Raw genomic sequence first — 22,444 nt, 5'->3', positions numbered from 1 at the left:
CTACAGTCCTCCTTTTTCTATATAATTCACTATTTTTTCTACTATACTTTCGGATGCATTTTTGCCATCTTTACTTATATAATATCTTTGTATAAATTCTTCTCTTGGTGTTTTATATACATCTTTACCCTCTAATACAACCTCTTTTATAAATTTCTCAATATCTTGTTTTAAATTCTGCTTTGTTTTATAACAAAATTTGTAAATTTCATTACCAAAATCATTTAATTTAATTCTAGTTGTAGACCCAACTGTATGGAATAAAGGCTTGTTAACTACCGTGTATTCGCCCATAAATGAACAAGAATCCATAATCATAGCATCAGAAGAAACAAAAAGATCTAAAAAATCACCAGGATAATATTGTCCATTTTCTAATTTTTCCCATTTATCATAATACGCCTGTTGTTTTTCTTTGCCCCATTTTAAGACCAATCTTGACTCTAAAACAGGATGCGGTCTAAATGCTATTTGAATTTCATCTTTAAATTTCAATGCCAATTCAAACATAAAATCATACAACTCATAAAATGCATTATACTGGTACATATCTTTTGGATGACCATCAGAGTAATGCGGTGCCCATATGATTCTTTTTTTAATCTTTGGCTGTGTTTTCCATACATCTTTAAAAATATGATTTTTATCAAAAATAGCATCAAGCTTTGGACTACCATTAACCAATACAGTATTTCTCCCTTTATTCTCCATTAATTCTGTTGCCATTTTCATGTGAATAGCAGTTGGTCTAAAATACATATCAACAGTATTGTTTAGTTCGAAATTTACTGTTTTTTCTTCTTGCATTACTGAAAAACCATAGTCGTTTAACACCGTCACTTTATCTAAAAAATTTGTTATATAAAAATCCTTATGAAAATGCATCTTATGAAAATCCGAATAAAAAATAATATCAGGATTGATTGTTTTTCTTAGATCGATATTTTTTTTAGTAGTAAAATCATAACCCATTATAGGATTATATCCTTTAGAAGATAGCTCATCATAAACTTCTTTAGCATACTTACACATCATAGTATATTCATATGCTGGATCTGGCGGAATAACTATAAAAATTTCAAATTTGCCATTTTTCTCTAAAGCTTTATATATATAATCAAAAATACACATATTGGGTCGTGCCACAGCAAGCAAACAAATTTTAAGCTTCCCTTTTTTATATTTTATTCTTAATTTTTTTCTATATTTATAATTTGCACAACTTTTTTTAAAACCAATTATCTTTGGTTTGATTTTAGCCCAAATTCTTTGAAGTAATAAAAAATTGACATTTATACAATTATTTTTTGATCTAATGCTCAAAAATGGCATTTTAAACATATAAATATTATAATTTGATGAATTTGGAATTTTAACTATATCCAAAATAGGAATTTTAAAAAAGCTAATTTTTCTCATTATATTTCTTCCTATCATCAAATTTTGCTGTCGGAAACACAAAACCACTTTTTTTTCGATATTCACAAATTTTTACTTTACATAGCCAATATATAACATGATGATTTGATCTCATATAAGAAAAAAATGGAAAATTAAAAAAATAATATGTCTTAATATTTTTAAAAAATTTAATTCTAAAAAAAGGAATATTAAACACTCTATATCTTGTTCCATATAAATGATGAAGACGTTTCACAATAGAAATGCTAAACATTTTAAAAGTTGACATTTCAATGAGATTATAAGGAATATATTTTAAACATTTTTGAATTTTCTCAAAAGTCAAAGATGAGTTTTTAATTTGCTTTAGAACATCTGCAGCTACTTTTTCTATACTACTATGGTTTTCTATGTAGTATTTATAACATTTCTCACCTTGAATTTTTTTACCATCTGAGGTATTTACCACCTCATTTATAATAGTTGAAAATTTTGAATATTTTATATCAAATCTTTCTTTCTGATCGACTAATACACCCACACAATATTCTTTAGAATCATACAACCAAAAGAAATCATCATCATTAATATCCTTAAAATCAAGTAGCACAACTACAGAAGGTAAAGCTAATGCAGCTGACTCTAGTATAGAAGTACCCATACCAAAAACGATATCAGCATTTTTTATTAAGTAATCATCTAATTCATTTCTTTCTATAGTTCCAGTAAATATAAATTCAATTTTATCCTCATAACCTTTACAAAAATTTTCAACCAATGTGCGACTTCTTCCATCTCCTATAATGTGAAATATTTTTTTCTTATTGGTATCGTATTTTGCATATGCTTTTATAATAGCAAATAAAGATTGTATTTTATCTGGCGCAAGTCGCGACAACCAACATAGATTTATACTATCTTTATTGATTATTTTTTTTTCTTGGTCCAATATTGTTTTCTCTTTAACCACAATTGGCCAATAGAGTTCTTTATCAAATTTTACACCATGGCCATTTAAACTATCTCTTGCTGCCCAATCGATAAAATTTACAGCGTTGTTGTCATACATCAACTTCATTATTTTGCTTGTTTCATTTTGCAAAAAAACAATATTCCAAGCACAAGGTAAAGTTTCGTAATGCCACAAAAAAATTTTGTTTTCCGGATGCATTTGTTTAAGCTGTATTATTCTAGTGCTATTTGTAATAATAATTGACTTTTCTTTTAAAGGAAAGTAAGGATACTTTTCATCAAATTTTAAAACTTCAACATGTGAATTATGTCTTAACAAAAACGACAAATATCCCTCGTGATAGTCCATAATATAAATTTTAACCAAATGTGCATATGGAGTAATTTGTTTAACCAATTCAGCAATACAAAAAGTACCACCACCTATATTATAAGCTGGCAACCAAAAACATATATTTTCATATCCTTCATTTTTTAAATCAATTATAATCTTTTGAACTGACATTATGACTCTTTTTTTCTAAATTATTTTTCTATTAACTCAATAATAAAACTATTTTTTAAAACTAGAAAACATATTCTTTTTTTAAAATATTCTGAATACTTTAACGGAGAAATAAGCTTTGCCCCTAACTGTTTAAAAATTTTTTGGGCTTTTTCTATATCCTCAACAATATAACCAAAGTGATACATTTTAATGCCATTATCAATCCAATGATTTAAAGTATTTGATTTTGATAAATTTTCCAAAAGTTCTAGTCTTGGTTGATTTGCTGCAATAATAAATTGCCCTCTTATTCCTTGATTTACATCAACAAAAGGATTGCTCTCCTTAAAATAACCAAGAAATTTATAACTGAAAAATTCTTTTTCGATATCATCACAAGCAACCCCTATATGATGAAACTCAAATAGCCCAAGTTCTTTTTTTAAATTTCTAGAAAAAATCCTAAAAACTTTATTTTCTAATAAAGGTTTTATTACACACATATAATGATCGTAGTCTGCATAGTGCTCAATCGCATCAAATATTTTATCATCTAATGTAAAAAAATTATTCAACTTAGACCTAAATTTTTCTTGAATTAACTCATGAAACTCAACTACAGGTTTATTATCAGCAATTGTTCTGCAATAAATTTCATTCAAATTTAACTTTTGAAAAGCAACTTCGAATATTAACAATATGCTTTCAAATGAAGCTAGCGATCCTTTTTGTAAAATCCATCTACCCCATTCAGCTTTTGAATGCTCAATATTATAAATAGATATCAATCCTTCTAGATTTCCATTTATTTTATTTTCAATTACAAAATAGTAATCGTTATCTTTTTCCATATACTGCTTAATCCATTCTTTTTGTTTTTGAATATCGCAGGATATTGGGTGAACATAACGAGTTCTCTCTAAATCTTCTGTCCGAATATGAACAATAAAGTCCGCATCGTCAGTATTAACCATTCTTAATCTATAATTTAAACCTTCTTGTATAATGTTTTTTTTCATCTAGCAATCTTTTTTTCTAAAAAATGAAATATTTTATTTAAAGTTTTCATCTCAATAATTTCATTCTCATCAAACATACATCCAAATTCTTCCTCTAAAGCCATAACAATTTCAATATGAGTAAAAGAACTCCATTGCATTGGATTATTTGCATTCTTGATTAATTCTTCTTTGGATATTTTTGAAATTTTCGAAATTATTTCTAATGCTTGTTCCATATCAATTTCCTTTTATTATAGTTTTAATAAAATCATTTGTGTTAGTATAGTTAAAAATACGTGATTCTACAAGATAATCCCGGAATTTATCTTTAGCAAATTTTTCTGCTGGCAAATTTCTTTCTCCTTTTCTAAAAAGAACTTTTAGTCTAGATACATTCGCTTTTTTTAACATTTTTTCTACACAGCCTAAAATTATTAAATCATCCAATCCTCTTCCTAATGCTCTACAACTAACAAAACATTCTTCTAATATCAATACTTCATCTTCTATATATCCCACACAAACACCTATAATTCCACTATTTGATAATCTATCTTCCAACTCAATGCTTGCAACTATATACCTATCATTCTCCATCCTATTTAAAATTTCACTTTCACTATAACGCATATAATTGAAGATAAATTGATTTGTCTTATTCGCAAGTTCTGAAATTCTTGAAGTTTGATTATAATTATCAAAATTATAAGTTATTAAGATATCAAGACTTTTTAAATAGTCTTCATTAGACATGGTATTTTTTATTTGCTCGCGCACCTCATTAGCCAATGTATCTTTCTGTCTGACAGAATCCTCAATATTACTACGTAATTTTAATAATCTAGGATAATTTGTTAAAATATTATATGTTTTGTTTGCATCACTCAAAGCTAAAATAAAATTACACGTATTAAATACAGATAAAACAGATAAAATTTCGCCAGGATTATCATCAATAAACAATACACTATCTACATTTATATTAAGCTTAGAAACTATTTTTTGAATAGACTTTGACTTACAATCCCAATTAGCCATAATATAAGAAAAATCATCAAGCTGTAAAGGAAAATCTTTTCTTGATACAAATAACTTTTTAACATCATCTAAATTATTTTTAGATGCAATTGACAAAAAGTAGCCTTCTTCTTTTTTCTTTTTTAGTGCTTCTTGTAATCTATAATGGCCAGAGGTCAATATAACTCCGTTTATACCATCTTCACCTAACACACCTTGATACAGCGTATTATCTAAATCTACAATTATTGCTTTCAAATTTGGCTTTAACAAGGCTGGAATATAACTTAAGCCCAATTTTTTTGCAATCTCCATGCACGCTTTATCGCTTAAAGATGTTCCAGTAAATTTCTCCAATCTTTTATTAAAAAATTTATTTCCTAGGTTATCTTTTATATCTTCCAAAGAGTAATAATAAAACCTCTTATTTTTAAATAGCTCAGAAGATACAGTAGAAACAAGCAAAACTGGCTTATAATACTGCTTCTGTAAAACTTCCAACCTTTGCAAAATAAAATTTTCAGCATTTTCCTCGTATCGGCTTAAATCAACCCAAAAAATAAGCATATCTGACTTATAATCTATTTCATTAAAAGAAAAAGAATCATCATAGCTACTATAGACAAATTCCGCATTTATTTTAGAATAAAACAAATAAGGCTGAATTACGCTTTCAAGAACTTCAAAAGAATGATTTCGATAAACAAATATCTTATATTCTTTTTTCAATGTATTTTCAAAACTAGACAAATCTGCTCTAGAATTTTCCGAAAAAACAAAATTTTGTATCTCAAATATATCCATTACTCACCTTTTTAAATTCACTATAATCATAAATATACTCATCAGGCATATAATACGAATCCGATAAAACCATTAATACTGTTTGTTTTTCAAAATCATACATTCTTTTCCAAGTCATATTATTTACAAAAAGTAGAGATTTTTTATTAAGTAAAAAATTCTGTTTTTTATTTTTGCTTTCAATATTTACTCTACATGAACCTACAACGGGAAACATTATAAATTTTGAAAAAATATTAGCGTGATTTCCTCTTGATTCTTTTATATTTCCATATATATAAAAAATTCTTTTTATAGGAAAATCAATACTAGTTTTTAAAATCCCCCCCCCCAGTTATGGCAAGTATATTACTATTTAACCTACTTTTAAATTCCAAGTAATCCGTATCATAATCATCAATATCATAATATTTAGAAGCGATCACCATTACAACACAGTCTTTCGAGAAGTTAGTAAACTCTCTCCAAATATTATTACCTATATAAAGCCCTTGACTAGGTTGATTTAGATGAATATGTTTTTGAATAATACCATTATCTAAAATAAAATCGCAACTTCCTTTTACGCATATCACAATTTGCTCTAAATCTTTATGTGCATGCTTTCCTCTTATCTTGTCTTGCTGATTGCCCCATATATAATAAACTCTTTTGATTTCAAAAGGTATATTTTTATTACTCTCTAAAGCCACCAAAAACCCATCATTCTGATTTCCTATGGCATTAAAGTCTATTATTTTATAAAATTCATCCATTAGTCTTCCAATATATGTTATACAAAAATCTAAAAAATAACTTAAATCGGTAAATATCATTTCTCTTTACTAGATTATATCTAAGTAATTCTAAATAATGATATAATTTTTTTGGATTTTGAATATAAGATTGAAATTTATTTATAATCAACAGATCATTTTTTTTTAAATCCTGTTTAATATTATCCAGCCAATCAAGATCTCGTTCAAGATAAGGTAAAGCTGTATTTTTCTTCTTTTTAATATTTAATTTTGAATTGCTTGTGTTATTTTGGTGAATTCTGTACAAAACAAAAGATTCACTTAATGTTATTCGTTTTCCAAAAAGTTCACACATAATAGCTATATAATAATCATGAAAATTGATATTTTTTGGAAATGGCAGTATTTTCTCTTTTAACACCTTATTTATCATCATAGTATTACCCATCACTCCACAAGGTCCAAGTATATGCCCCAAATCTTTTTTTAAGTTTATTTTGTATTGTTTAAATTTAAAAAAAGATTTATATAGAATTTTTTTATCCTCATCTATCATAATCAAATCACTATGACACATTATTGGTAAATTACATTTTTTTTCCATTTTGATTATTTCTTTCATTTGTTCTTCTAATTTATTAGGCAGCCAAATATCATCCTGATCGCTGAAGGCCATATAATTCTCACTACAACTTTGAAGAAGCTTTTCAAAATTCTTAATAAATCCCATATTTGTGTTATTCTGATAATATATAATCTTATCGGGATATAAATCCTTATAAGTTCTAATAATATCAATAGTGCTATCTTTTGAACAGTCATCACCTATATAAATCTTAATATCTTTATAAGTTTGATTTAAAATCGAGTCAATTTGCTCTTTTAAATATTTCTCACCATTATATGTGGCAAGCAAAATCGCAACTGTATTATTCATATTTTTTTAAATACCACTCTACTGTTTTTATTATACCTGTATCAAAATTCTCATCAGCTTTCCAACCAAGTTTATTTTCAATTTTACTAGCATCAATAGCATAGCGTCTATCATGTCCTGCCCTATCCTCCACAAAAGTAATTTGTGCTTTATAGCTAATATTTTTTGGTCTATATTGATCTAATAATTCGCATACTTTATAAGCAATCTGTAGATTTGTCCTCTCATTTCTACCACCAATATTATAAATATGACCTGATCTTCCACCATGAAAAGCAAGATCAATGCCTTTGCAATGATCCAAAACATACAACCAATCTCGAATATTTTTCCCATCTCCATAAATTGGGATTTTATTACCCGCCAATGCATTTCGTATGATTGTAGGTATTAATTTTTCATCATGCTGTTTTGGTCCATAATTATTAGAACAATTAGTAATAACAGTATTTAATCCATAGGTTTCATGATAAGATCTTACAAGCATATCAGAACTAGCTTTGCTAGCAGAATAAGGTGAATTTGGAGCATAAGGAGTATTTTCTGTAAAAAAACCGCATTCCCCTAAAGTCCCATAAACCTCATCTGTGCTTATATGATGGAATCTACAATTTTGATATTTATCTTTATATACAAATGGCTTCTCCATCCAATGTTTGTATGCTATATTTAGCAGATTGAATGTTCCATTTATATTTGTTTGAATAAAAATTTCAGGATTTTTAATAGAATTATCAACATGCGATTCTGCAGCAAAGTGAATAACACCTTGGATGTTATATTCTTCAAAAAGAAATTGAACCAGCTCTTGATTACAAATATCTCCTCTTATAAATTTAAATCTAGGATTATTTTGACACTCCTTTAAATTTTCCAATTTACCTGCATATGTTAAAAGATCAAGATTAATTAAAATGTAATCCTTGTATTTCTCTAAAAAATACGGCACAAAATTCGAACCAATAAAACCTGCTGTTCCTGTAAGTAATAAATTTTTCATAAAATATCATCCTTCTGCAATATACTTATGCATTTTTCCAAACTATCTTTCCAATGTGGAATTTCAATATGAAATTTTTCTTTAATTTTCTGTTTATTTAACACACTATAAGAAGGTCTTGGAGCTAATGCCAAAAAATCTTTACTTTCTATAGGTTTAATATTGCAATCTAATTGCGATAACTTCATTATCTCTTTTGCAAAATCATACCAACTAGCAATACCCTCGTTAGAATAATGATAAATTTCTGGTTTATCGTTTTGTATATATGGTAAAATATTTAAAATTACTTCAGCTAAATCTCTGGCATATGTAGGTGTCCCTATCTGATCATAGACAACATTAATCTCTCCCTTTTTTTTGCCAAGATTTCTTATAGTATGGACAAAATTTCTTTTATAATTACTGTATAGCCATGATGTTCTTATGACAATTGTATTTTTTGGGCTAATATCTACAATCACTTGCTCACCTTTTAGCTTTGACTTACCATAAACATTCAAAGGCTTTGCTTTATCATTCTCCTTGTAAGGAGTACAGCTTTTACCATCAAAAACATAATCAGTAGAAATATGAATAAAAGTTAAATTATATTTTTTAGTCAAATCAGCTATATTTTCAACACTATTATAATTAAGCATATAAGCTTCTTTCTGTTTGACTTCCGCTAAATTTACATCAGTATATGCAGCACAATTAATTATATAATCAAACTTATATTTATCAATAAAATATTCTAGTAAATTTTTATCTTGTATATTTATTTGTATTTTATCAAAAAAAAACATACTATATTTTTTTTTATACAAACTAGATAATTCCTGAAAAGTCTTTCCTAATTGACCATTAGATCCCAAGATAGCAATGCTTCTACTCATAATAATCCACATTATAATCAAAAAAATCTTGAATTTGCTCAAGTGTAGGCAAATACAGATCTTTATCAGAAATTAAAACTTCGGAATCATTTACACCCCAATCAATTTTTAACTGTGGATCATTATACAATATACCTCTTTCACTCTTTGGATTATAAAAATTATCAACCATGTAAGAAACTTTTGTAAAATCTTCTAATGCTATAAAACCATGCGCAAATCCACGAGGAACAAATAACAATATATTATCTTCAGCCCTTACTGTAATCTTGATATGTTTTAAAAAAGTTGGACTATCCTTACGTAAATCCACAATTACATCTAAAATTCTACCGCTAATAACATTTATTAATTTAGTTTGTGCAAAAGGGTGTATTTGATAATGTAAACCTCTTATAGTATTTTTTTTTGAGCAACTTTCGTTTTCTTGAACAAAATCTATATTTTTACATATTTTTTCTGTAATTTTTTTTTGGTGAAAAACTTCTGTAAAATATCCTCTATTATCAAAAAACAATTCTTTCTTTATTAATTTAACATCATTAAAATTCGTATCAAGTATTTGCATCAAAACTCATTTAAAATAAATATTCTCTGATATTTTTGCTAGATATTGACCGTACTGATTTTTTAATAAAGGCTTTGCTAGCTTTAGCAATTGCTTTTTGGTGATATATCCTTTATTGTAAGCTATTTCTTCTAAACATGCTATTTTTAAAGCCTGTCTTTTTTCTAATGTCTGTACATAAATATTGGCATCCAATAGAGAATCATGTGTACCTGTATCAAACCATGCATAACCTCTTCCCATAATCTCAACATTTAATCTTTCTTCTTCAAGATATATTTGATTTAACGTTGTGATTTCCAACTCCCCTCTGTCTGAAGGTTTTACCAGTTTTGCTTTAGCTATAACATCATTAGGATAAAAATACAAACCTGTAACCGCATAATTACTCTTTGGTTTTTCTGGTTTCTCCTCTATACTAATCACTCTACCTTGTTGATCAAATTCTACAACGCCATATCTTTCAGGATCGTTAACATAGTAACCAAAAACAGTAGCTTTAGAATTATTTTTTGCTCTTTCTACGCTGTCTAACAGCAAATATGATAATCCTTGACCATAAAAAATATTATCGCCTAGTATCAAACAAACATCATCATTGCCTATAAATTCTTCACCCAGCAAAAAAGCTTGCGCCAAGCCATCAGGGCTTGGCTGTTCCTTGTAACACAATGTAATTCCCAACTCGCATCCATCTCCTAGTAATTCTTGGAATCTTGGTAAATCTTTAGGTGTGGATATAATTAAAATTTCTTTTATTCCAGACAACATCAAAACCGATAATGGGTAATAAATCATAGGTTTATCATAAATCGGCAACAATTGTTTACTAGTACCTTTTGTTATTGGATAGAGCCTAGTGCCACTTCCACCTGCTAAAATTATACCCTTCATTACAACTCCTTATATAAAAACTACCTACACACTTCCTATTGCATAAAGTTGTATAATGCCTGCTATTTTTTCATTTCGAGTGACAACTATTTCTTTGATTTTATGTTTTAGCATAAGCTCTTCTGCTTCACTTGCCATGGCATTTGCTTCTATGGTTTTTGGACTCTCACTCATGATTTCTTTGGCTTTAAAGTCAAATCTTGGCTTATCATTTGCTCTTAATGCTCTTCTTAAATCTCCATCCGTGATAATCCCAACTAATTTTTCATTTTCAACAACTATACAAAGTCCCAATTTACCACTAGTCATCACATCAACTAATTCATTAAAATCACTATTAGGGTTGACTATAGGTAGATTATTTGATACCATCAAATCACCCACCCTAGTTAAAAGCTTCCTACCCAAGCTTCCCCCTGGATGAAATAAAGCAAAATCATCAGGTCTAAAATTCCTTGCTCTCATCAAAGCTACTGCTATTGCATCACCCATCGCTAAAGTAGCCGTGGTAGAAGAAGTTGGAGCTAGTTGAAGCGGGCAAGCTTCTTTTTTTACTGCTATGTTTATAAAAATATCTGCTTGTTTAGCTAAAGTGGAGTTTTGATTTCCTGCCATAACAATTAAAGGAATTTTTCTCTTTTTAATCACTGGTATGAGCTTTAAAACCTCTTCAGTTTCTCCTGAATTTGAAATAGCTAAAAGCACATCCTCACTTGTAAGCATACCAAGATCTCCATGTAGTGCTTCACCTGGATGCATAAAAAAGCTCGGGGTACCTGTGCTAGCTAAGGTCGCAGCTATCTTAGCTCCTATATGGCCTGACTTACCCATACCACTTACTACACACCTGCCTTTAATAGACAAAATCAACTTAACCGCTTTACTAAATTCCTCATTTAAGGTGTCACATAAGTCTAAAATCGTTTTTGATTCTATCTCAAAAACTTCTTTAGCTATTTTAATCGCATCTATTTGGCTCATCTAAATTCCTATATATTTAACACTACATTAGTTGCAATAGCTATTTGGTATAAAATTTGTGTTAACATGCTAAAAATTTGTAAATTTTGACTATCTACTTCTGGCAAAACTAAAATTGAATCTCCTGCTTTGATATCTACTGAACTTCTACCACTGTATTTAGTTGCTTTACCATTAGCATTAATCACTAAAACCCTTGATATATCAGCTCTATCGCTAAAGCCACCCGCTAAGTTGATATAATATCTTAATTTTTCTTTATCCATATACACAAATGCACCTGGTATAGAAACTTCACCTTGAACTAAAACAAGATTATTTTTACTAGGTACATTTACTACATCACCTTCTTCTAATACTATAGAATTATACGCTTTGACATTATCTATAACGATTTGTCCTTTTGGTTGAGCTTGCTTTGCACGTGCAATAAATTCTAAAATCGTCTTAGCTTGAGTAGCTCTAATACTAGCTTGCTCAGCATTAACTGAAGAGCTTGTTAGAGCTAGCGTTTCAAGCTCCTTAAGTTGAGCCTCAATAAGCTGTTTTTGAGTAGCTGCTACGCTTTTTCTAAAAACCTGCAAGGCGTTGATGTTTGATTGATCATTAACTGTAATCATTTTAGCAAGTTCAGCTAAAGTTGTGCCTTTTTTTATTACCATAGAATGCAACCCGCTATGCTCACCTTCTATGCTAATGCTAATATTTTGCGCAGTATAATCAGGTCTAAACTCTATCTCATCGCCATTGTATAATTTCACACCTAAAAACTGCTTTTTACTATACGCATCTACATGTAATTTATGATCATCTCTATAGCTTTTTACCACAGCATTAGTTACTATAGGTTTAGCTCCTGCAACTTTGGCTATATCTTCTAAATTTAAAATATCATTACTGAGCTCAAACCTAAAAGGTTTTTGCACATCTCCTTCTACAAAAACATACTTTTGCACACTACCCACTAAGATCACATCACCCATTCTAAAAGGAAAAAGATCAAGCTGACCCTTAAGTAAAAAATCATACAAGTCTACCTTTTTAATGACTTTATTATCTCTTAAAATTTGAATATCTCTAAAACTACCATATTCTAAATTAATTCCACTTGCTTTATCTAAATACTGTATAATAGAATCCGAACTTAGTCCTTGATAAAGACCTGGTTGATTCACATTTCCTGTAACAAAAACTGATACATTTTGATAAATATCCATATCTGCATATACATAGACATTGCTTTTATAGATTTTATTAATAGCTTTTGTAATAACTTGAACCAAAGCACTATTTTTCACACCCAAAAGATTAATCGCACCTACTTTTGGTATAAAAATATTTCCTTGAGAATCTACTGTTAAGGTTTGTATAAACTCTACTGCGCCCCAAATTTTTACATTAATCCTATCGCCTACTGCTAATTTATAATCAGGATTATAAACATGTTGGGTAAATTTAGTAAAGTTTCCGTTAAACAAATGCGCACCAAAAACTTTAGTTATCGGAGCTTGAGTTTGATTAAAATCACTTTGGTTGTTATCATAATTTATAATTTGTGGCTCTAAAGATGGAGCTAATGGTCGATTTTGAATTTTCGCAATTTGAGAAACATCTACTGCAGAAAATAAAAACAAAGGTAAAAGTAAAAGTAAAAATATCTTTCTCATTAGTATCTATGCTCCTCTATAATCATTTTAATAAATTTAACAATTCCATAAATCAAAGATAAAATCACAAAAGCTGTGAGTATATTATACAAAACTTCTGGATATTTAGCACTTTGAGGTAAGCTTGGACTTTGAACTATAACCACCTGCTTTATCTTTCTTAAGGCCTCTATCCTAGCACTCTCATAAGCTTTTAATGCAGCTGTGTAAGCACTTTCTGCAAAACCTGCTTCTATGGTTAGATCTTGGAATTTAGCTGCAAGATCGTTGAGTTTTTGAGAGGATTTTGGGGATGAAACTTTGGATTTTTCTTTTTGAAGTTGTTTTTTTAAGGCTGTGATTTCACTTTTTATAGTAACAATTTGTGGTGCATTATCGTTTATATAACTTTGCATCATTAAAAGCTCAGCTTCTTTGGCTGCTATTTTTGATTCAAGTTCAGCTATGAGTTTTAGAGTGCCCTCTGCTTGTTTGAGTGGATCAAATACTCCATATTTGTTTTGAAAAGCTAAAAGCTCATCTTTAGCCTTTTGATATCTTTTTTTAAACTGCAAAAGTTCTTCTTCAGCAAATTGCATTTGATCTCTTGCGGCTTTGTGTGAAATTTCATTGATAAATTTTTCACTTTCTTTAACTATAGTTGAAGCTATCAAATGTGCACTTTGTGGATCAAAACCTTCAACTTCTACACGCAAAAGCCCATTAGCTGAGTTTTCTTGAGTAATTTTAACACGGTTTTGATAATACTTTAAAAACTCTTCCTGATTGGCTGATGAGGAAATACTATAAAAAAAATCAAGTTTTTGTTTTTGATATAACTCATGAATTTGAACTTTTTCTTCTAAGATATTTAACATATCTAAAGAATGAATATAAGATTTTAAATAATTAATATCCTCGCTTGAAAAAGAATTATTAGTCAAAAATGCGGCAATTCCAGTAATAGCTCCGCTATCTCCTGTGGTTGATTTCACACTTAAAACACTTTCACTCACATAGCGATTTGCTGCTATAAAAATATAATAAAATACAACAAATGCTGTCAAAATCAATACTATTTTAAAAGAATTAAATATTTCTAAATTTTTAAGTTTTTTTAATAACTCATTTTGCATTTATTTTTCCTTGATACACCGCTATACCCTCATCTACATCATCATATATAGTAGCTTGTCCATCTTGCATGAATATAATTTTATCACACCATTGTTTAATTTCAGCTACATTATGCGAAACCATGATAACTTTTGACTGGCTTAGCTTTTCTTTATAGATTTTAGAGCTTTTTTCTCTAAATTTAGGATCTCCCACAGCACCTGCTTCGTCAATTAAATAATAATCAAAATCAAAAGCCATACTTAAGCCAAAAGATATTCTAGCGCTCATACCAGCTGAGTAAGTATTCATAGGCTCATCGAAAAATTTTCCAAGCTCAGCAAAATCTTCAACAAATTTAATCTTTTCTTCTAAAGCCTTTCCTTTATAACCATATACTCTAGCTACAAAGCGTGCATTATCTCTTGCTGAAAGTCTATGTTGAAACGCACCTGCTAAGCCTAGAGGCCAAGATAGTTTTTTATTAGTTATAATCTTACCTCTATCAGGAAGCAAGGAGCCGCTTAAAAGTTTCATTAAGGTTGATTTTCCGGCACCATTGCGCCCCATTAAACCTATACTGCAATTTTCAGGGAATTCAAAACTTAAGTTTTTAAAAACATAATGCCTTCCACCATTGCGTAAAGGAAAAGATTTTGTTAAATTAACTAATTTTATCATCGCACCGCTATCAGCTTTTCTCTAGTAAAATAATAAAAAAACAATCCCAAAAACAAAATCACACTCAAACATGTAATAGGATAATAGTAATTATAATCATCAAGTAATGGGTAATTTTGAAAAAAATTATATTTTAAAAGTTCCATAATATGTAAAAGTGGATTATAATATAAAATATCCAAAATAGGTTTTGGAACTATCCATATAGGAAATACCACCAAAGCTGTCCAGTATAAAACTATATTTAAATAATTTAATGCCATTTTTAAAGGCTCTGCAAAATGCCCTGCTATAGCAAAACACATTCCCATAGCAAAGCCAAATACCACAAGCAAAAAAAGCGAAAACATCACTTCTAAAAAATGCTTAGGTATAACTTGCATATGCAAAAACCAACCTGCTAAAAACATTACACAAATAAAAATAGTAAAATAAATACAAAACTCAAGCAATGCTCTTGCGATAAAAACATGTATAGGGCGAATAGGCTTATAAGCAAAAAGAGTTAAATTTGATCCTATACCATTTAAAAGCTGAGTAATAATACTTCTAAACATAAAAAAAGGTATAATTCCTACTGCTAAAAACAAAAAGATAGAAACACCTTCAGGCATGATTTGATGATGAAACTCTCTAATAAGTGTGATTATAGAAGTAATCACTAAAATTACCATCATAGGTTCTCCGATTACCCAAAAATAGCCCAAATATTTATTAATACCAAATCTTGTCTTTAACTCTCTAAAAAAAAGAGCATGTATGACATTAAACATATTTTTAGCAAACCTTTTTAAATTTTCAAAATTTTTATATTATACTTTTTTATCTTATATAATATTTAACAAGGTTTAAAAATGAAAAGAAATTTTTTTGAGGAATTAGAAAAAATTTTATATCATAAAGATATTTTCAAAAAGATTGAATTATTTAATGAGTTTTATGAAAATTTTAAAGCTAATTTATATGATTTTAATCATTCTCATGAAGCGATCATTTGTGAAAACTCACAAGTTAAAATCCTTCATCCTATGAAAATAAGGCGTCCAAAAGAAGCAAATAGTACTTTATCTTTAGCTAAAATATTACATTCAGTTGCACATATAGAATATAGTGCTATAAATTTGGCCTTAGATGCTAGTTATAGATTTAAAAATTTGCCATTGAAATTTTATCAAGATTGGCTTGAGGTAACTGATGAGGAAATTAAGCATTTTTTACTTTTAGAAAAAACTTTAAATGAACTTGGTTTTAAATATGGAGATTTCTATGCCCATGATAATCTTGAAAAAGCCTTATTTTTAACCAAAGATAATCTTGCTCACAGAATGGGCATAGTGCATAGAGGACTTGAAGCAAAAGGACTTGATGCCAATCCTTTTGTCTTAGAAAAATTAAACACAACTAATCATCCTATAAAAAGTTTATTTGGTGAAATTTTTACCATTATATTAAATGATGAGATTAAACATGTAAATAAAGGAGATTTTTGGTGGAATTATGCAAAAAATGAAAATGATGATTACCTTGATCTTTGCGCCAAATATAAAGAATTTAATCTTTTAGGAAAAGTATATAATAAAACAGCTAGAATACAAGCAGGGTTTAACGAAAATGAACTTCAAAAATTAGATGATTTTTATAATAGAAAATAAAGATGGTGGTTAGAGGCAGAATCGAACTGCCGACACGCAGATTTTCAGTCTGCTGCTCTACCGACTGAGCTATCCAACCACTGAATTGAAGTTGTAATTATACAATAGTTTTTTTAAAAAAAGTTGAAATTTGCATAAAAATGCAAATTATTCAGCAAAAGCTCCAAATTTAAAGATTTTTTGCATTCTTAATGCAGCTAATTCACGTTTATCGTATTGTTCTAACTCTTCTATAGCTTTTAAGACATAATCACTCAAATTTTTTATCGCCTTTTCTTTATCTCTATGAGCTCCACTTATTGGCTCTTCGATGACATCATCTATTAAACCTTGGGTTTTTAAATCATCAGCAGTTACTTTCATCGCCTTAGTAGCAGCTTCACTTTTTGATGGATCATTCCATAAAATAGCAGCACAACCCTCAGGTGAAATCACAGAAAAAACTGAATTTTTCATCATAGCAAGTTTATCAGCTACTCCTATAGCTAAAGCACCACCACTTCCACCTTCGCCTATAACTACTGCTATAGTGATTGTTTTAAGGGCACTTAACTCATATAAATTTCTAGCTATAGCCTCACTTTGACCACGCTCTTCAGCACCCACTCCTGGGTAAGCACCTGGAGTATCTACTAAAAACAATACCGGTATGTCAAATTTTTCAGCCATTTTTGCTACTCTTAGAGCTTTTCTATAACCTTCAGGATGAGGCATACCAAAATTTCTATGAAGCTTATCTTTAGTACCTCTACCTTTTTGCTCACCTATAACAATAATTTTTTTCCCACCTATATAACCTACATAACACACAATAGCAGGATCATCTCTAAAAGCACGATCGCCATGAATTTCATAAGCGTCACTTAGTATAGCTTGAATATAATCAAGCGCATAAGGACGATCAGGATGTCTTGCAAGCTGTAAGCGTTGGTAATCGCTTAAATTTTTATAAACTTTTTGAGTTTCTTTTTCAAGGTTTTTTTCTAAAATTTTTACTGCTTCATCATCGCCTTTGATTTTAGCATTTGCTAAATCCTCATCAATTTGCTGAATATTTTTTTCAAAATCTAAATAAGAAGCCATATTAATCTACTTTTTTGAAGATCACACAACCATTTGTTCCACCAAAACCAAAAGAATTGCTCATTACTACATTAACTTCGTTTTTTCTTGCAGTATTTGGTATATAGTCAAGATCACAATTTTCATCTGCTACGATTTGATTGATAGTTGGCGGTAATACACCTTGATCAAGCGCCATTAAAGAAATAACAGCTTCAATAGCACCAGCAGCACCCAAGCAATGACCTGTTTGACCTTTTGTAGAACTAACTAAAGGAATTTGATCTTTGAAAAGTTCTTTAATAGCTGCTGTTTCATTTTTATCATTTACTGGAGTAGAAGTTCCGTGTGCATTAATATAATCTACTTTTGGATTTCCTGCCATTTTTAAGGCTTTTTTCATAGCACGCAATGGCCCTTCTAAAGTAGGTGAAGTGATATGATGTGCATCTGCACTTTCGCCAAAACCTACCAACTCAGCATAAATTTTAGCTCCACGCTTTTTAGCAGCCTCATACTCTTCAAAAACCAAAGCACCAGCACCTTCACCCATCACAAAACCATCTCTTTCTTTATCAAATGGTCTTGAAGCCTTAGCTGGATCATCATTTCTAGTAGAAAGAGCTTTCATAGCAGCAAAGCCACCTATACCTACAGCACAAATAGCTGCTTCAGCTCCCACTACAAGCATTTTATCTGCATTGCCTAAAGCTATGCTTTTATAAGCTTCGCCTATAGCATGAGTTCCTGCTGCACAAGCAGTTACGCATGAGATATTTGGTCCTTGCAATCCATGCTCGATTGAAATAATCCCACCAAGCATATTAACTAAAGCTGATGGTATGAAAAAAGGAGTTATTTTGCGTGGTCCACGCTGTGCGCAAGTAACGGAATTTTTTTCTATATTTGGTAAACCACCTATACCAGCTGCTGAAACTACACCAAATTCTTCTTTGTTTAAAGTTTCATCAAATTTAGCATCTTCCATAGCTTCTCTTGCTGCTTTAATACCAAGTTGTATAAAACGATCTATCTTCTTAACCTCTTTAGCATCACAGACACTTAAAGGATCAAAATTTTTTACTTCAGCAGCAATTTGCACTGGAAAATCAGTGGTATCAAAAAGGGTGATTTTATCAACGCCACTTTTGCCATCACAAATTGCCTTAAATGAGCTATCTTTGTCTAAGCCAAGAGCATTGATCATTCCTATACCTGTTACTACAACGCGTTTCAAACCGCACTCCTTATTAAAAATTAAAATTATTTTTGAAGATTTTCTATATAATTAACAACATCTTCAATTTTTACTAGTTTTTCAGCATCACTGTCTGGAATTTCCACATCAAATTTTTCTTCTAAAGCCATAACTAATTCAACAACATCCAAAGAGTCAGCACCCAAATCTTCAATGATTTTAGATTCCATTTTAACTGCATCTTCATCAACACTAAGTTGCTCAACAACTACTTTTTTTACATCATCAAAAATTGCCATTTTTATCTCCTAGTTTAAAAAATTAAAACGCATTTTACAATAAAAAAATAAATTTCTTGTTTAAAAAGTTAAAAATTAAATATTATTACGAAAAATTTAATTATCTGTGTTTAAATAAAAGCTTAAATTTTAGCAAAGGAAATTTATGCTTTTGGATAAACTTATAAAAGAAAATAAAAAAATTTGGGAGCAATACATCTATCATGAATTTGTAAAAAAACTTCAAAATGGTACTTTAAAAAAAGATACATTTTTGTTTTATCTTAAACAAGATTATATTTTTTTAAATAATTATGCAAAATGCTATGCTTTGCTTGCTTTAAATGCAAATAATGCTAAAGAAATTCAATTTGCCATTAAAAATCAAAACTACACTTTAGAAGGAGAATTGGAACTTCACAGAAGTATTTTAAAACTAGGCATTAATGTAGAAAAACTTGACTATAAAGATGAAAGTTTAACTAATATTGCTTATACAAGATACTTACTAAGTGTGGGACAAAATGGAGATTATTTGGATATGCTGTGTGCTTTGAGTGCTTGTGCTATAGGTTATGCATATATAGGGGAAGAAATTTATAAAGGACTTAATGAAAAAAGCTTAGAAAATCATCCTTACAAAGAGTGGATTTTAACCTATGCAGGTAAAGAATTTCAAGATGAAATTAAAGAATTTAAAGACTTTTTTAATTCTTATGCAAATAGCATTAGTGAAGAAAAATTTAAAAAATTAAACGAAATTTTTTATACTACTATAAGACTTGAAACGGCCTTTTGGCAACACTCTTTAGAGCAAAAAATGGAAATTTAATCATCATAAAGATGATTAAATTATCAATTTAGTAATATTAATCCCTACAAAAGCGATCAAATACGCACATAAAGATGTAAATATAAAAAGATACCATGCATATTTTTTATTTCCCGCTTCTTTAGCAAAAACTATAGTTGCTGCAAAGCAAGGATTATAAATCATAACAAAAAGTATAAAAGCTACTGCTGTGTTAAAAGGGATGTTTTCTTTTATAGCTTCTTGTAAATTTAAACTTGTCTCATCAACTTCATCACCTAAAGAATAAAGCACACCCATAGTAGAAATCATCACTTCTTTAGCCGCTAAACCACTTACCAAAGATACACTAAGTTTCCAATCAAAGCCAAGTGGTGCAAAAATAGGCTCTATTGCTTTGCCAAATTGTCCAAGATAACTATTTTCTATCTGAAACTCTTGAGTTAAAGCATCTTGAGTATTATTTTCTTGTGCAGGAAAATTACTTGCAAACCAAATAAGCAAAGAAGCTATTAAAATAAATGTTCCTGCTTTTTTTAAATACATTTTGGCTTTGTTAAACACCATAAACCATACCAAATTCCAATTTGGCATTCTATATTTTGGCATTTCCATTACAAAAGGTTCATCTTGTCCTCTAAAAGCGCTCATTCTTAAAATCTTAGCTGCAATCAAACCCAAAAACGCACCCAAAAGATAAATCCCAAAAAGATAATTTCCCGCCACATCAGTAGGAAAAAACACTCCAACAAAAAGCACATATACAGGAAGTCTTGCGCCACAACTCATAAAATTAATAATAAAAAGAGTTAATAGTCTATCTTTTTTATTTTTTAAAGTTCTTGTAGCCATAAATGCAGGTACTGAACAGCCAAAACCCGTGATTAAAGGGATAAAACTTTTACCATGTAAGCCAAATTTGTATAAAATTCCATCTAATAAAAATGCAACCCTAGCCATATATCCAGTTGTTTCAAGCAAGGCTATACCAAAAAATAAAATCATAATATTTGGTAAAAAAGTTATAACCGCACCGACTCCACCTAAAACACCATCAGCTAAGGCTGAAGCGATAAATTCATTGCTAATATTATTTTTTACCATATCACCTAAATTAGCAAAAAACATTTCTATATAATCCATAGGGATTTGACCTAAAGTAAAAGTTAGTTGAAATAAAGCCCACATAAAAAACAAAAATATAGGAATTCCTAAAAATTTATTGATTAAAATAGAGTCTATTTCTTTAGTATGATTTTTATACTTAACACCCTTACTTAAAACTTTAACACATATACCATTTGCAAAAGCAATCAGTTCTTCTTTAAAAATACTTTCCATATCTTTGCTATGATATGCCATATAAATTTTTTCTAAAGCTTCATCAAGTATTTTTCTCAAAGCGTGTGAAATGACTATATTGGCTTCATTTTTAAGTAAAGCAAGCGCCAAATCTTTTGTAGAAAAATCTAAATAAGTAATTTCATTTTGATTTAAAAATTCACTTATTTTTGCAAGTTCTTCTTCTATGATATCACTATAAACACGCTCTTTAGCTTCAAATTTAGCTTCATGGGTTGAAATGATTAAATCCAAAAGTGCATTTAGATTTTCTTTAGTTTTAGCGCACACGCCAAGACAAGGTGTATTTAGAAGTTGGGATAAAATTTTAAAATCTATACTAAAACCTTCATTTTTAGCTTCATCTTGCATATTTAAAGCCATAATCATTTTGATTTTAGCTTCTATTAAAGATGCACTCAAAATCAAATTACGCTCTAAATTTGTAGAATCAAGCACATTTACCACAAGATCAAATTTACCCTTTTTTAAAAAATCTTTTGTAATTTTTTCTTCTTCGCTATAACCATCTAATGCATAAGTTCCTGGTAAATCTATAAATTTAAACTCATAATTTTTATAAATTAATCTAGCCTCAGCCTTTTCAACCGTAACACCACTAAAATTTCCAACTTTCATATTAGCCTTGCAAAGTGCGTTAATTAATAAACTTTTACCAACATTTGGCTGACCTACTAAAGCAACGATGATTTCTTTCATTAAAACTCTTTTGAAATTTGTATTATTTTTGCTTCACTTGAGCGTAAAATCACGCAAGTTGTATCAAGTTCTACCATAATAGTAGAATTTGCTATAGAAGAGCGAATTTTTTTAACTTTTTTGTTTTTTGCAAAACCAAAACTAAAAAGTCTTGCTTGGAGTTGTTTATCTGCTTCAAAGCCTACTATAAAGGCTTCTTCATTGTCTTTTAATGTATCTAAAGTCATGTTTTTCCTTACAAAAACTAAGATAAGACATTATA

At 29.3% G+C, this 22,444-nt stretch carries 24 protein-coding genes and 1 tRNA gene; 2 read left to right on the top strand and 23 right to left on the bottom strand.

Translation table 11 applies throughout. The annotated features are described in order from the left end of the window. From L8U04_RS04135 to L8U04_RS04055, 17 genes are read right to left on the bottom strand one after another with little or no spacing between them, the layout of a single operon-like run. Complete coding sequence (locus L8U04_RS04135) at positions 1 to 1,419, bottom strand: CDP-glycerol glycerophosphotransferase family protein (RefSeq protein ID WP_263664815.1); 1,419 nt, start codon at positions 1,417 to 1,419, stop codon at positions 1 to 3. Beyond that, positions 1,406 to 2,878: a hypothetical protein gene (locus L8U04_RS04130; RefSeq protein ID WP_263664814.1), complete on the bottom strand. Its 1,473-nt coding sequence runs from the start codon at positions 2,876 to 2,878 to the stop codon at positions 1,406 to 1,408. The genes L8U04_RS04135 and L8U04_RS04130 overlap by 14 nt, the downstream gene beginning before the upstream one ends. A gap of 20 nt (positions 2,879 to 2,898) precedes the next feature. Continuing rightward, positions 2,899 to 3,879, bottom strand: a complete 981-nt coding sequence (locus L8U04_RS04125) for a GNAT family N-acetyltransferase (RefSeq protein WP_263664813.1) — start codon at positions 3,877 to 3,879, stop codon at positions 2,899 to 2,901. Then, entirely contained in the window at positions 3,876 to 4,097 is a 222-nt protein-coding gene (locus tag L8U04_RS04120; RefSeq protein ID WP_263664812.1) for an acyl carrier protein, read from the bottom strand. The genes L8U04_RS04125 and L8U04_RS04120 overlap by 4 nt, the downstream gene beginning before the upstream one ends. Position 4,098: 1 nt before the next feature. Further along, positions 4,099 to 5,682: an HAD-IIIC family phosphatase gene (locus L8U04_RS04115; protein ID WP_263664811.1), complete on the bottom strand. Its 1,584-nt coding sequence runs from the start codon at positions 5,680 to 5,682 to the stop codon at positions 4,099 to 4,101. After that, on the bottom strand, positions 5,669 to 5,947 hold the full coding sequence (locus L8U04_RS04110; RefSeq protein ID WP_263664825.1) for a sugar 3,4-ketoisomerase: 279 nt from the start codon (positions 5,945 to 5,947) through the stop codon (positions 5,669 to 5,671). The genes L8U04_RS04115 and L8U04_RS04110 overlap by 14 nt, the downstream gene beginning before the upstream one ends. A gap of 43 nt (positions 5,948 to 5,990) precedes the next feature. Next, positions 5,991 to 6,437: a sugar 3,4-ketoisomerase gene (locus L8U04_RS04105; RefSeq protein ID WP_263664810.1), complete on the bottom strand. Its 447-nt coding sequence runs from the start codon at positions 6,435 to 6,437 to the stop codon at positions 5,991 to 5,993. Then, positions 6,430 to 7,356 (bottom strand): glycosyltransferase family 2 protein, encoded by a 927-nt coding sequence (locus tag L8U04_RS04100; RefSeq protein ID WP_263664809.1) that lies wholly within the window; start codon positions 7,354 to 7,356, stop codon positions 6,430 to 6,432. Before L8U04_RS04100 ends, L8U04_RS04105 begins: the two co-directional genes overlap by 8 nt. After that, positions 7,349 to 8,356: a dTDP-glucose 4,6-dehydratase gene (gene rfbB / locus L8U04_RS04095; protein WP_263664808.1), complete on the bottom strand. Its 1,008-nt coding sequence runs from the start codon at positions 8,354 to 8,356 to the stop codon at positions 7,349 to 7,351. Before rfbB ends, L8U04_RS04100 begins: the two co-directional genes overlap by 8 nt. Next, positions 8,353 to 9,234, bottom strand: a complete 882-nt coding sequence (gene rfbD / locus L8U04_RS04090) for a dTDP-4-dehydrorhamnose reductase (protein WP_263664807.1) — start codon at positions 9,232 to 9,234, stop codon at positions 8,353 to 8,355. Before rfbD ends, rfbB begins: the two co-directional genes overlap by 4 nt. After that, positions 9,227 to 9,802: a dTDP-4-dehydrorhamnose 3,5-epimerase gene (gene rfbC, locus L8U04_RS04085; RefSeq protein ID WP_263664806.1), complete on the bottom strand. Its 576-nt coding sequence runs from the start codon at positions 9,800 to 9,802 to the stop codon at positions 9,227 to 9,229. The genes rfbD and rfbC overlap by 8 nt, the downstream gene beginning before the upstream one ends. 6 nt (positions 9,803 to 9,808) lie before the next feature. Then, positions 9,809 to 10,696 carry a glucose-1-phosphate thymidylyltransferase RfbA gene (rfbA, locus tag L8U04_RS04080; protein WP_263709502.1) on the bottom strand — a complete coding sequence of 296 codons (888 nt, stop codon included), beginning with the start codon at positions 10,694 to 10,696 and terminating at the stop codon, positions 9,809 to 9,811. Positions 10,697 to 10,720: 24 nt separating this feature from the next. Next, complete coding sequence (locus tag L8U04_RS04075; protein ID WP_412175292.1) at positions 10,721 to 11,677, bottom strand: KpsF/GutQ family sugar-phosphate isomerase; 957 nt, start codon at positions 11,675 to 11,677, stop codon at positions 10,721 to 10,723. Positions 11,678 to 11,685: 8 nt separating this feature from the next. Beyond that, positions 11,686 to 13,344 carry a polysaccharide biosynthesis/export family protein gene (locus L8U04_RS04070; protein ID WP_263664804.1) on the bottom strand — a complete coding sequence of 553 codons (1,659 nt, stop codon included), beginning with the start codon at positions 13,342 to 13,344 and terminating at the stop codon, positions 11,686 to 11,688. After that, positions 13,344 to 14,459: a capsule biosynthesis protein gene (locus tag L8U04_RS04065; RefSeq protein WP_263664803.1), complete on the bottom strand. Its 1,116-nt coding sequence runs from the start codon at positions 14,457 to 14,459 to the stop codon at positions 13,344 to 13,346. The genes L8U04_RS04070 and L8U04_RS04065 overlap by 1 nt, the downstream gene beginning before the upstream one ends. Beyond that, positions 14,449 to 15,120: a capsular polysaccharide export system, ATP-binding protein gene (locus L8U04_RS04060; RefSeq protein WP_039617525.1), complete on the bottom strand. Its 672-nt coding sequence runs from the start codon at positions 15,118 to 15,120 to the stop codon at positions 14,449 to 14,451. The genes L8U04_RS04065 and L8U04_RS04060 overlap by 11 nt, the downstream gene beginning before the upstream one ends. Beyond that, the gene (locus L8U04_RS04055; RefSeq protein ID WP_263659412.1) at positions 15,117 to 15,893 is read right to left on the bottom strand and encodes an ABC transporter permease; all 777 of its coding nucleotides are present in this window, start codon (positions 15,891 to 15,893) and stop codon (positions 15,117 to 15,119) included. Before L8U04_RS04055 ends, L8U04_RS04060 begins: the two co-directional genes overlap by 4 nt. Positions 15,894 to 15,974: 81 nt before the next feature. Between L8U04_RS04055 and L8U04_RS04050 the strand changes: the two genes are divergently transcribed. Further along, positions 15,975 to 16,772 (top strand): ferritin-like domain-containing protein, encoded by a 798-nt coding sequence (locus L8U04_RS04050; protein ID WP_263664801.1) that lies wholly within the window; start codon positions 15,975 to 15,977, stop codon positions 16,770 to 16,772. A gap of 3 nt (positions 16,773 to 16,775) precedes the next feature. On the opposite strand, the gene L8U04_RS04045 is transcribed toward L8U04_RS04050, so the two are convergent. From L8U04_RS04045 to acpP, 4 genes are all read right to left on the bottom strand, one after another. After that, a tRNA-Phe gene (locus tag L8U04_RS04045) sits at positions 16,776 to 16,851 on the bottom strand. 68 nt (positions 16,852 to 16,919) lie between these two features. Beyond that, on the bottom strand, positions 16,920 to 17,855 hold the full coding sequence (locus L8U04_RS04040) for an acetyl-CoA carboxylase carboxyltransferase subunit alpha (RefSeq protein ID WP_263709501.1): 936 nt from the start codon (positions 17,853 to 17,855) through the stop codon (positions 16,920 to 16,922). A 1-nt stretch (position 17,856) separates the two neighbouring features. Beyond that, on the bottom strand, positions 17,857 to 19,071 hold the full coding sequence (locus tag L8U04_RS04035; protein ID WP_263664799.1) for a beta-ketoacyl-ACP synthase II: 1,215 nt from the start codon (positions 19,069 to 19,071) through the stop codon (positions 17,857 to 17,859). 26 nt (positions 19,072 to 19,097) lie between these two features. Beyond that, the gene (gene acpP, locus L8U04_RS04030) at positions 19,098 to 19,331 is read right to left on the bottom strand and encodes an acyl carrier protein (protein ID WP_039617517.1); all 234 of its coding nucleotides are present in this window, start codon (positions 19,329 to 19,331) and stop codon (positions 19,098 to 19,100) included. Positions 19,332 to 19,476: 145 nt separating this feature from the next. Here acpP and tenA point away from each other — a divergent pair, with 145 nt between their 5' ends. Then, on the top strand, positions 19,477 to 20,142 hold the full coding sequence (gene tenA, locus L8U04_RS04025; RefSeq protein ID WP_263709500.1) for a thiaminase II: 666 nt from the start codon (positions 19,477 to 19,479) through the stop codon (positions 20,140 to 20,142). A 15-nt stretch (positions 20,143 to 20,157) separates the two neighbouring features. Here the strand turns inward: tenA and feoB are convergent, their stop codons facing one another. Beyond that, positions 20,158 to 22,182, bottom strand: a complete 2,025-nt coding sequence (feoB, locus tag L8U04_RS04020; protein WP_263664797.1) for a ferrous iron transport protein B — start codon at positions 22,180 to 22,182, stop codon at positions 20,158 to 20,160. Then, on the bottom strand, positions 22,182 to 22,409 hold the full coding sequence (locus L8U04_RS04015) for a FeoA family protein (RefSeq protein WP_039627920.1): 228 nt from the start codon (positions 22,407 to 22,409) through the stop codon (positions 22,182 to 22,184). Before L8U04_RS04015 ends, feoB begins: the two co-directional genes overlap by 1 nt. Positions 22,410 to 22,444 lie beyond the last annotated feature (35 nt).

This window comes from Campylobacter sp. IFREMER_LSEM_CL908, assembly GCF_025771545.1.
Classification (GTDB): domain Bacteria; phylum Campylobacterota; class Campylobacteria; order Campylobacterales; family Campylobacteraceae; genus Campylobacter_D; species Campylobacter_D lari_D.
This window is presented reverse-complemented; position numbering and strand designations above follow the sequence as displayed.

Excerpts from the sequence above, each read along its gene's own strand:
- L8U04_RS04060 (WP_039617525.1), bottom strand. The coding sequence starts at position 15,120 with ATGATAAAATTAGTTAATTTAACAAAATCTTTTCCTTTACGCAATGGT.
- L8U04_RS04040 (WP_263709501.1), bottom strand. The coding sequence starts at position 17,855 with ATGGCTTCTTATTTAGATTTTGAAAAAAATATTCAGCAAATTGATGAG.
- L8U04_RS04120 (WP_263664812.1), bottom strand. The coding sequence starts at position 4,097 with ATGGAACAAGCATTAGAAATAATTTCGAAAATTTCAAAAATATCCAAA.
- rfbC (WP_263664806.1), bottom strand. The coding sequence starts at position 9,802 with ATGCAAATACTTGATACGAATTTTAATGATGTTAAATTAATAAAGAAA.
- tenA (WP_263709500.1), top strand. The coding sequence starts at position 19,477 with ATGCTTTTGGATAAACTTATAAAAGAAAATAAAAAAATTTGGGAGCAA.
- acpP (WP_039617517.1), bottom strand. The coding sequence starts at position 19,331 with ATGGCAATTTTTGATGATGTAAAAAAAGTAGTTGTTGAGCAACTTAGT.
- L8U04_RS04015 (WP_039627920.1), bottom strand. The coding sequence starts at position 22,409 with ATGACTTTAGATACATTAAAAGACAATGAAGAAGCCTTTATAGTAGGC.
- feoB (WP_263664797.1), bottom strand. The coding sequence starts at position 22,182 with ATGAAAGAAATCATCGTTGCTTTAGTAGGTCAGCCAAATGTTGGTAAA.
- L8U04_RS04135 (WP_263664815.1), bottom strand. The coding sequence starts at position 1,419 with ATGAGAAAAATTAGCTTTTTTAAAATTCCTATTTTGGATATAGTTAAA.
- L8U04_RS04125 (WP_263664813.1), bottom strand. The coding sequence starts at position 3,879 with ATGAAAAAAAACATTATACAAGAAGGTTTAAATTATAGATTAAGAATG.
- L8U04_RS04115 (WP_263664811.1), bottom strand. The coding sequence starts at position 5,682 with ATGGATATATTTGAGATACAAAATTTTGTTTTTTCGGAAAATTCTAGA.
- L8U04_RS04070 (WP_263664804.1), bottom strand. The coding sequence starts at position 13,344 with ATGAGAAAGATATTTTTACTTTTACTTTTACCTTTGTTTTTATTTTCT.
- L8U04_RS04100 (WP_263664809.1), bottom strand. The coding sequence starts at position 7,356 with ATGAATAATACAGTTGCGATTTTGCTTGCCACATATAATGGTGAGAAA.
- L8U04_RS04055 (WP_263659412.1), bottom strand. The coding sequence starts at position 15,893 with ATGTTTAATGTCATACATGCTCTTTTTTTTAGAGAGTTAAAGACAAGA.
- L8U04_RS04130 (WP_263664814.1), bottom strand. The coding sequence starts at position 2,878 with ATGTCAGTTCAAAAGATTATAATTGATTTAAAAAATGAAGGATATGAA.
- L8U04_RS04050 (WP_263664801.1), top strand. The coding sequence starts at position 15,975 with ATGAAAAGAAATTTTTTTGAGGAATTAGAAAAAATTTTATATCATAAA.
- rfbD (WP_263664807.1), bottom strand. The coding sequence starts at position 9,234 with ATGAGTAGAAGCATTGCTATCTTGGGATCTAATGGTCAATTAGGAAAG.
- L8U04_RS04075 (WP_412175292.1), bottom strand. The coding sequence starts at position 11,677 with ATGAGCCAAATAGATGCGATTAAAATAGCTAAAGAAGTTTTTGAGATA.
- rfbB (WP_263664808.1), bottom strand. The coding sequence starts at position 8,356 with ATGAAAAATTTATTACTTACAGGAACAGCAGGTTTTATTGGTTCGAAT.
- L8U04_RS04065 (WP_263664803.1), bottom strand. The coding sequence starts at position 14,459 with ATGCAAAATGAGTTATTAAAAAAACTTAAAAATTTAGAAATATTTAAT.
- L8U04_RS04105 (WP_263664810.1), bottom strand. The coding sequence starts at position 6,437 with ATGGATGAATTTTATAAAATAATAGACTTTAATGCCATAGGAAATCAG.
- rfbA (WP_263709502.1), bottom strand. The coding sequence starts at position 10,696 with ATGAAGGGTATAATTTTAGCAGGTGGAAGTGGCACTAGGCTCTATCCA.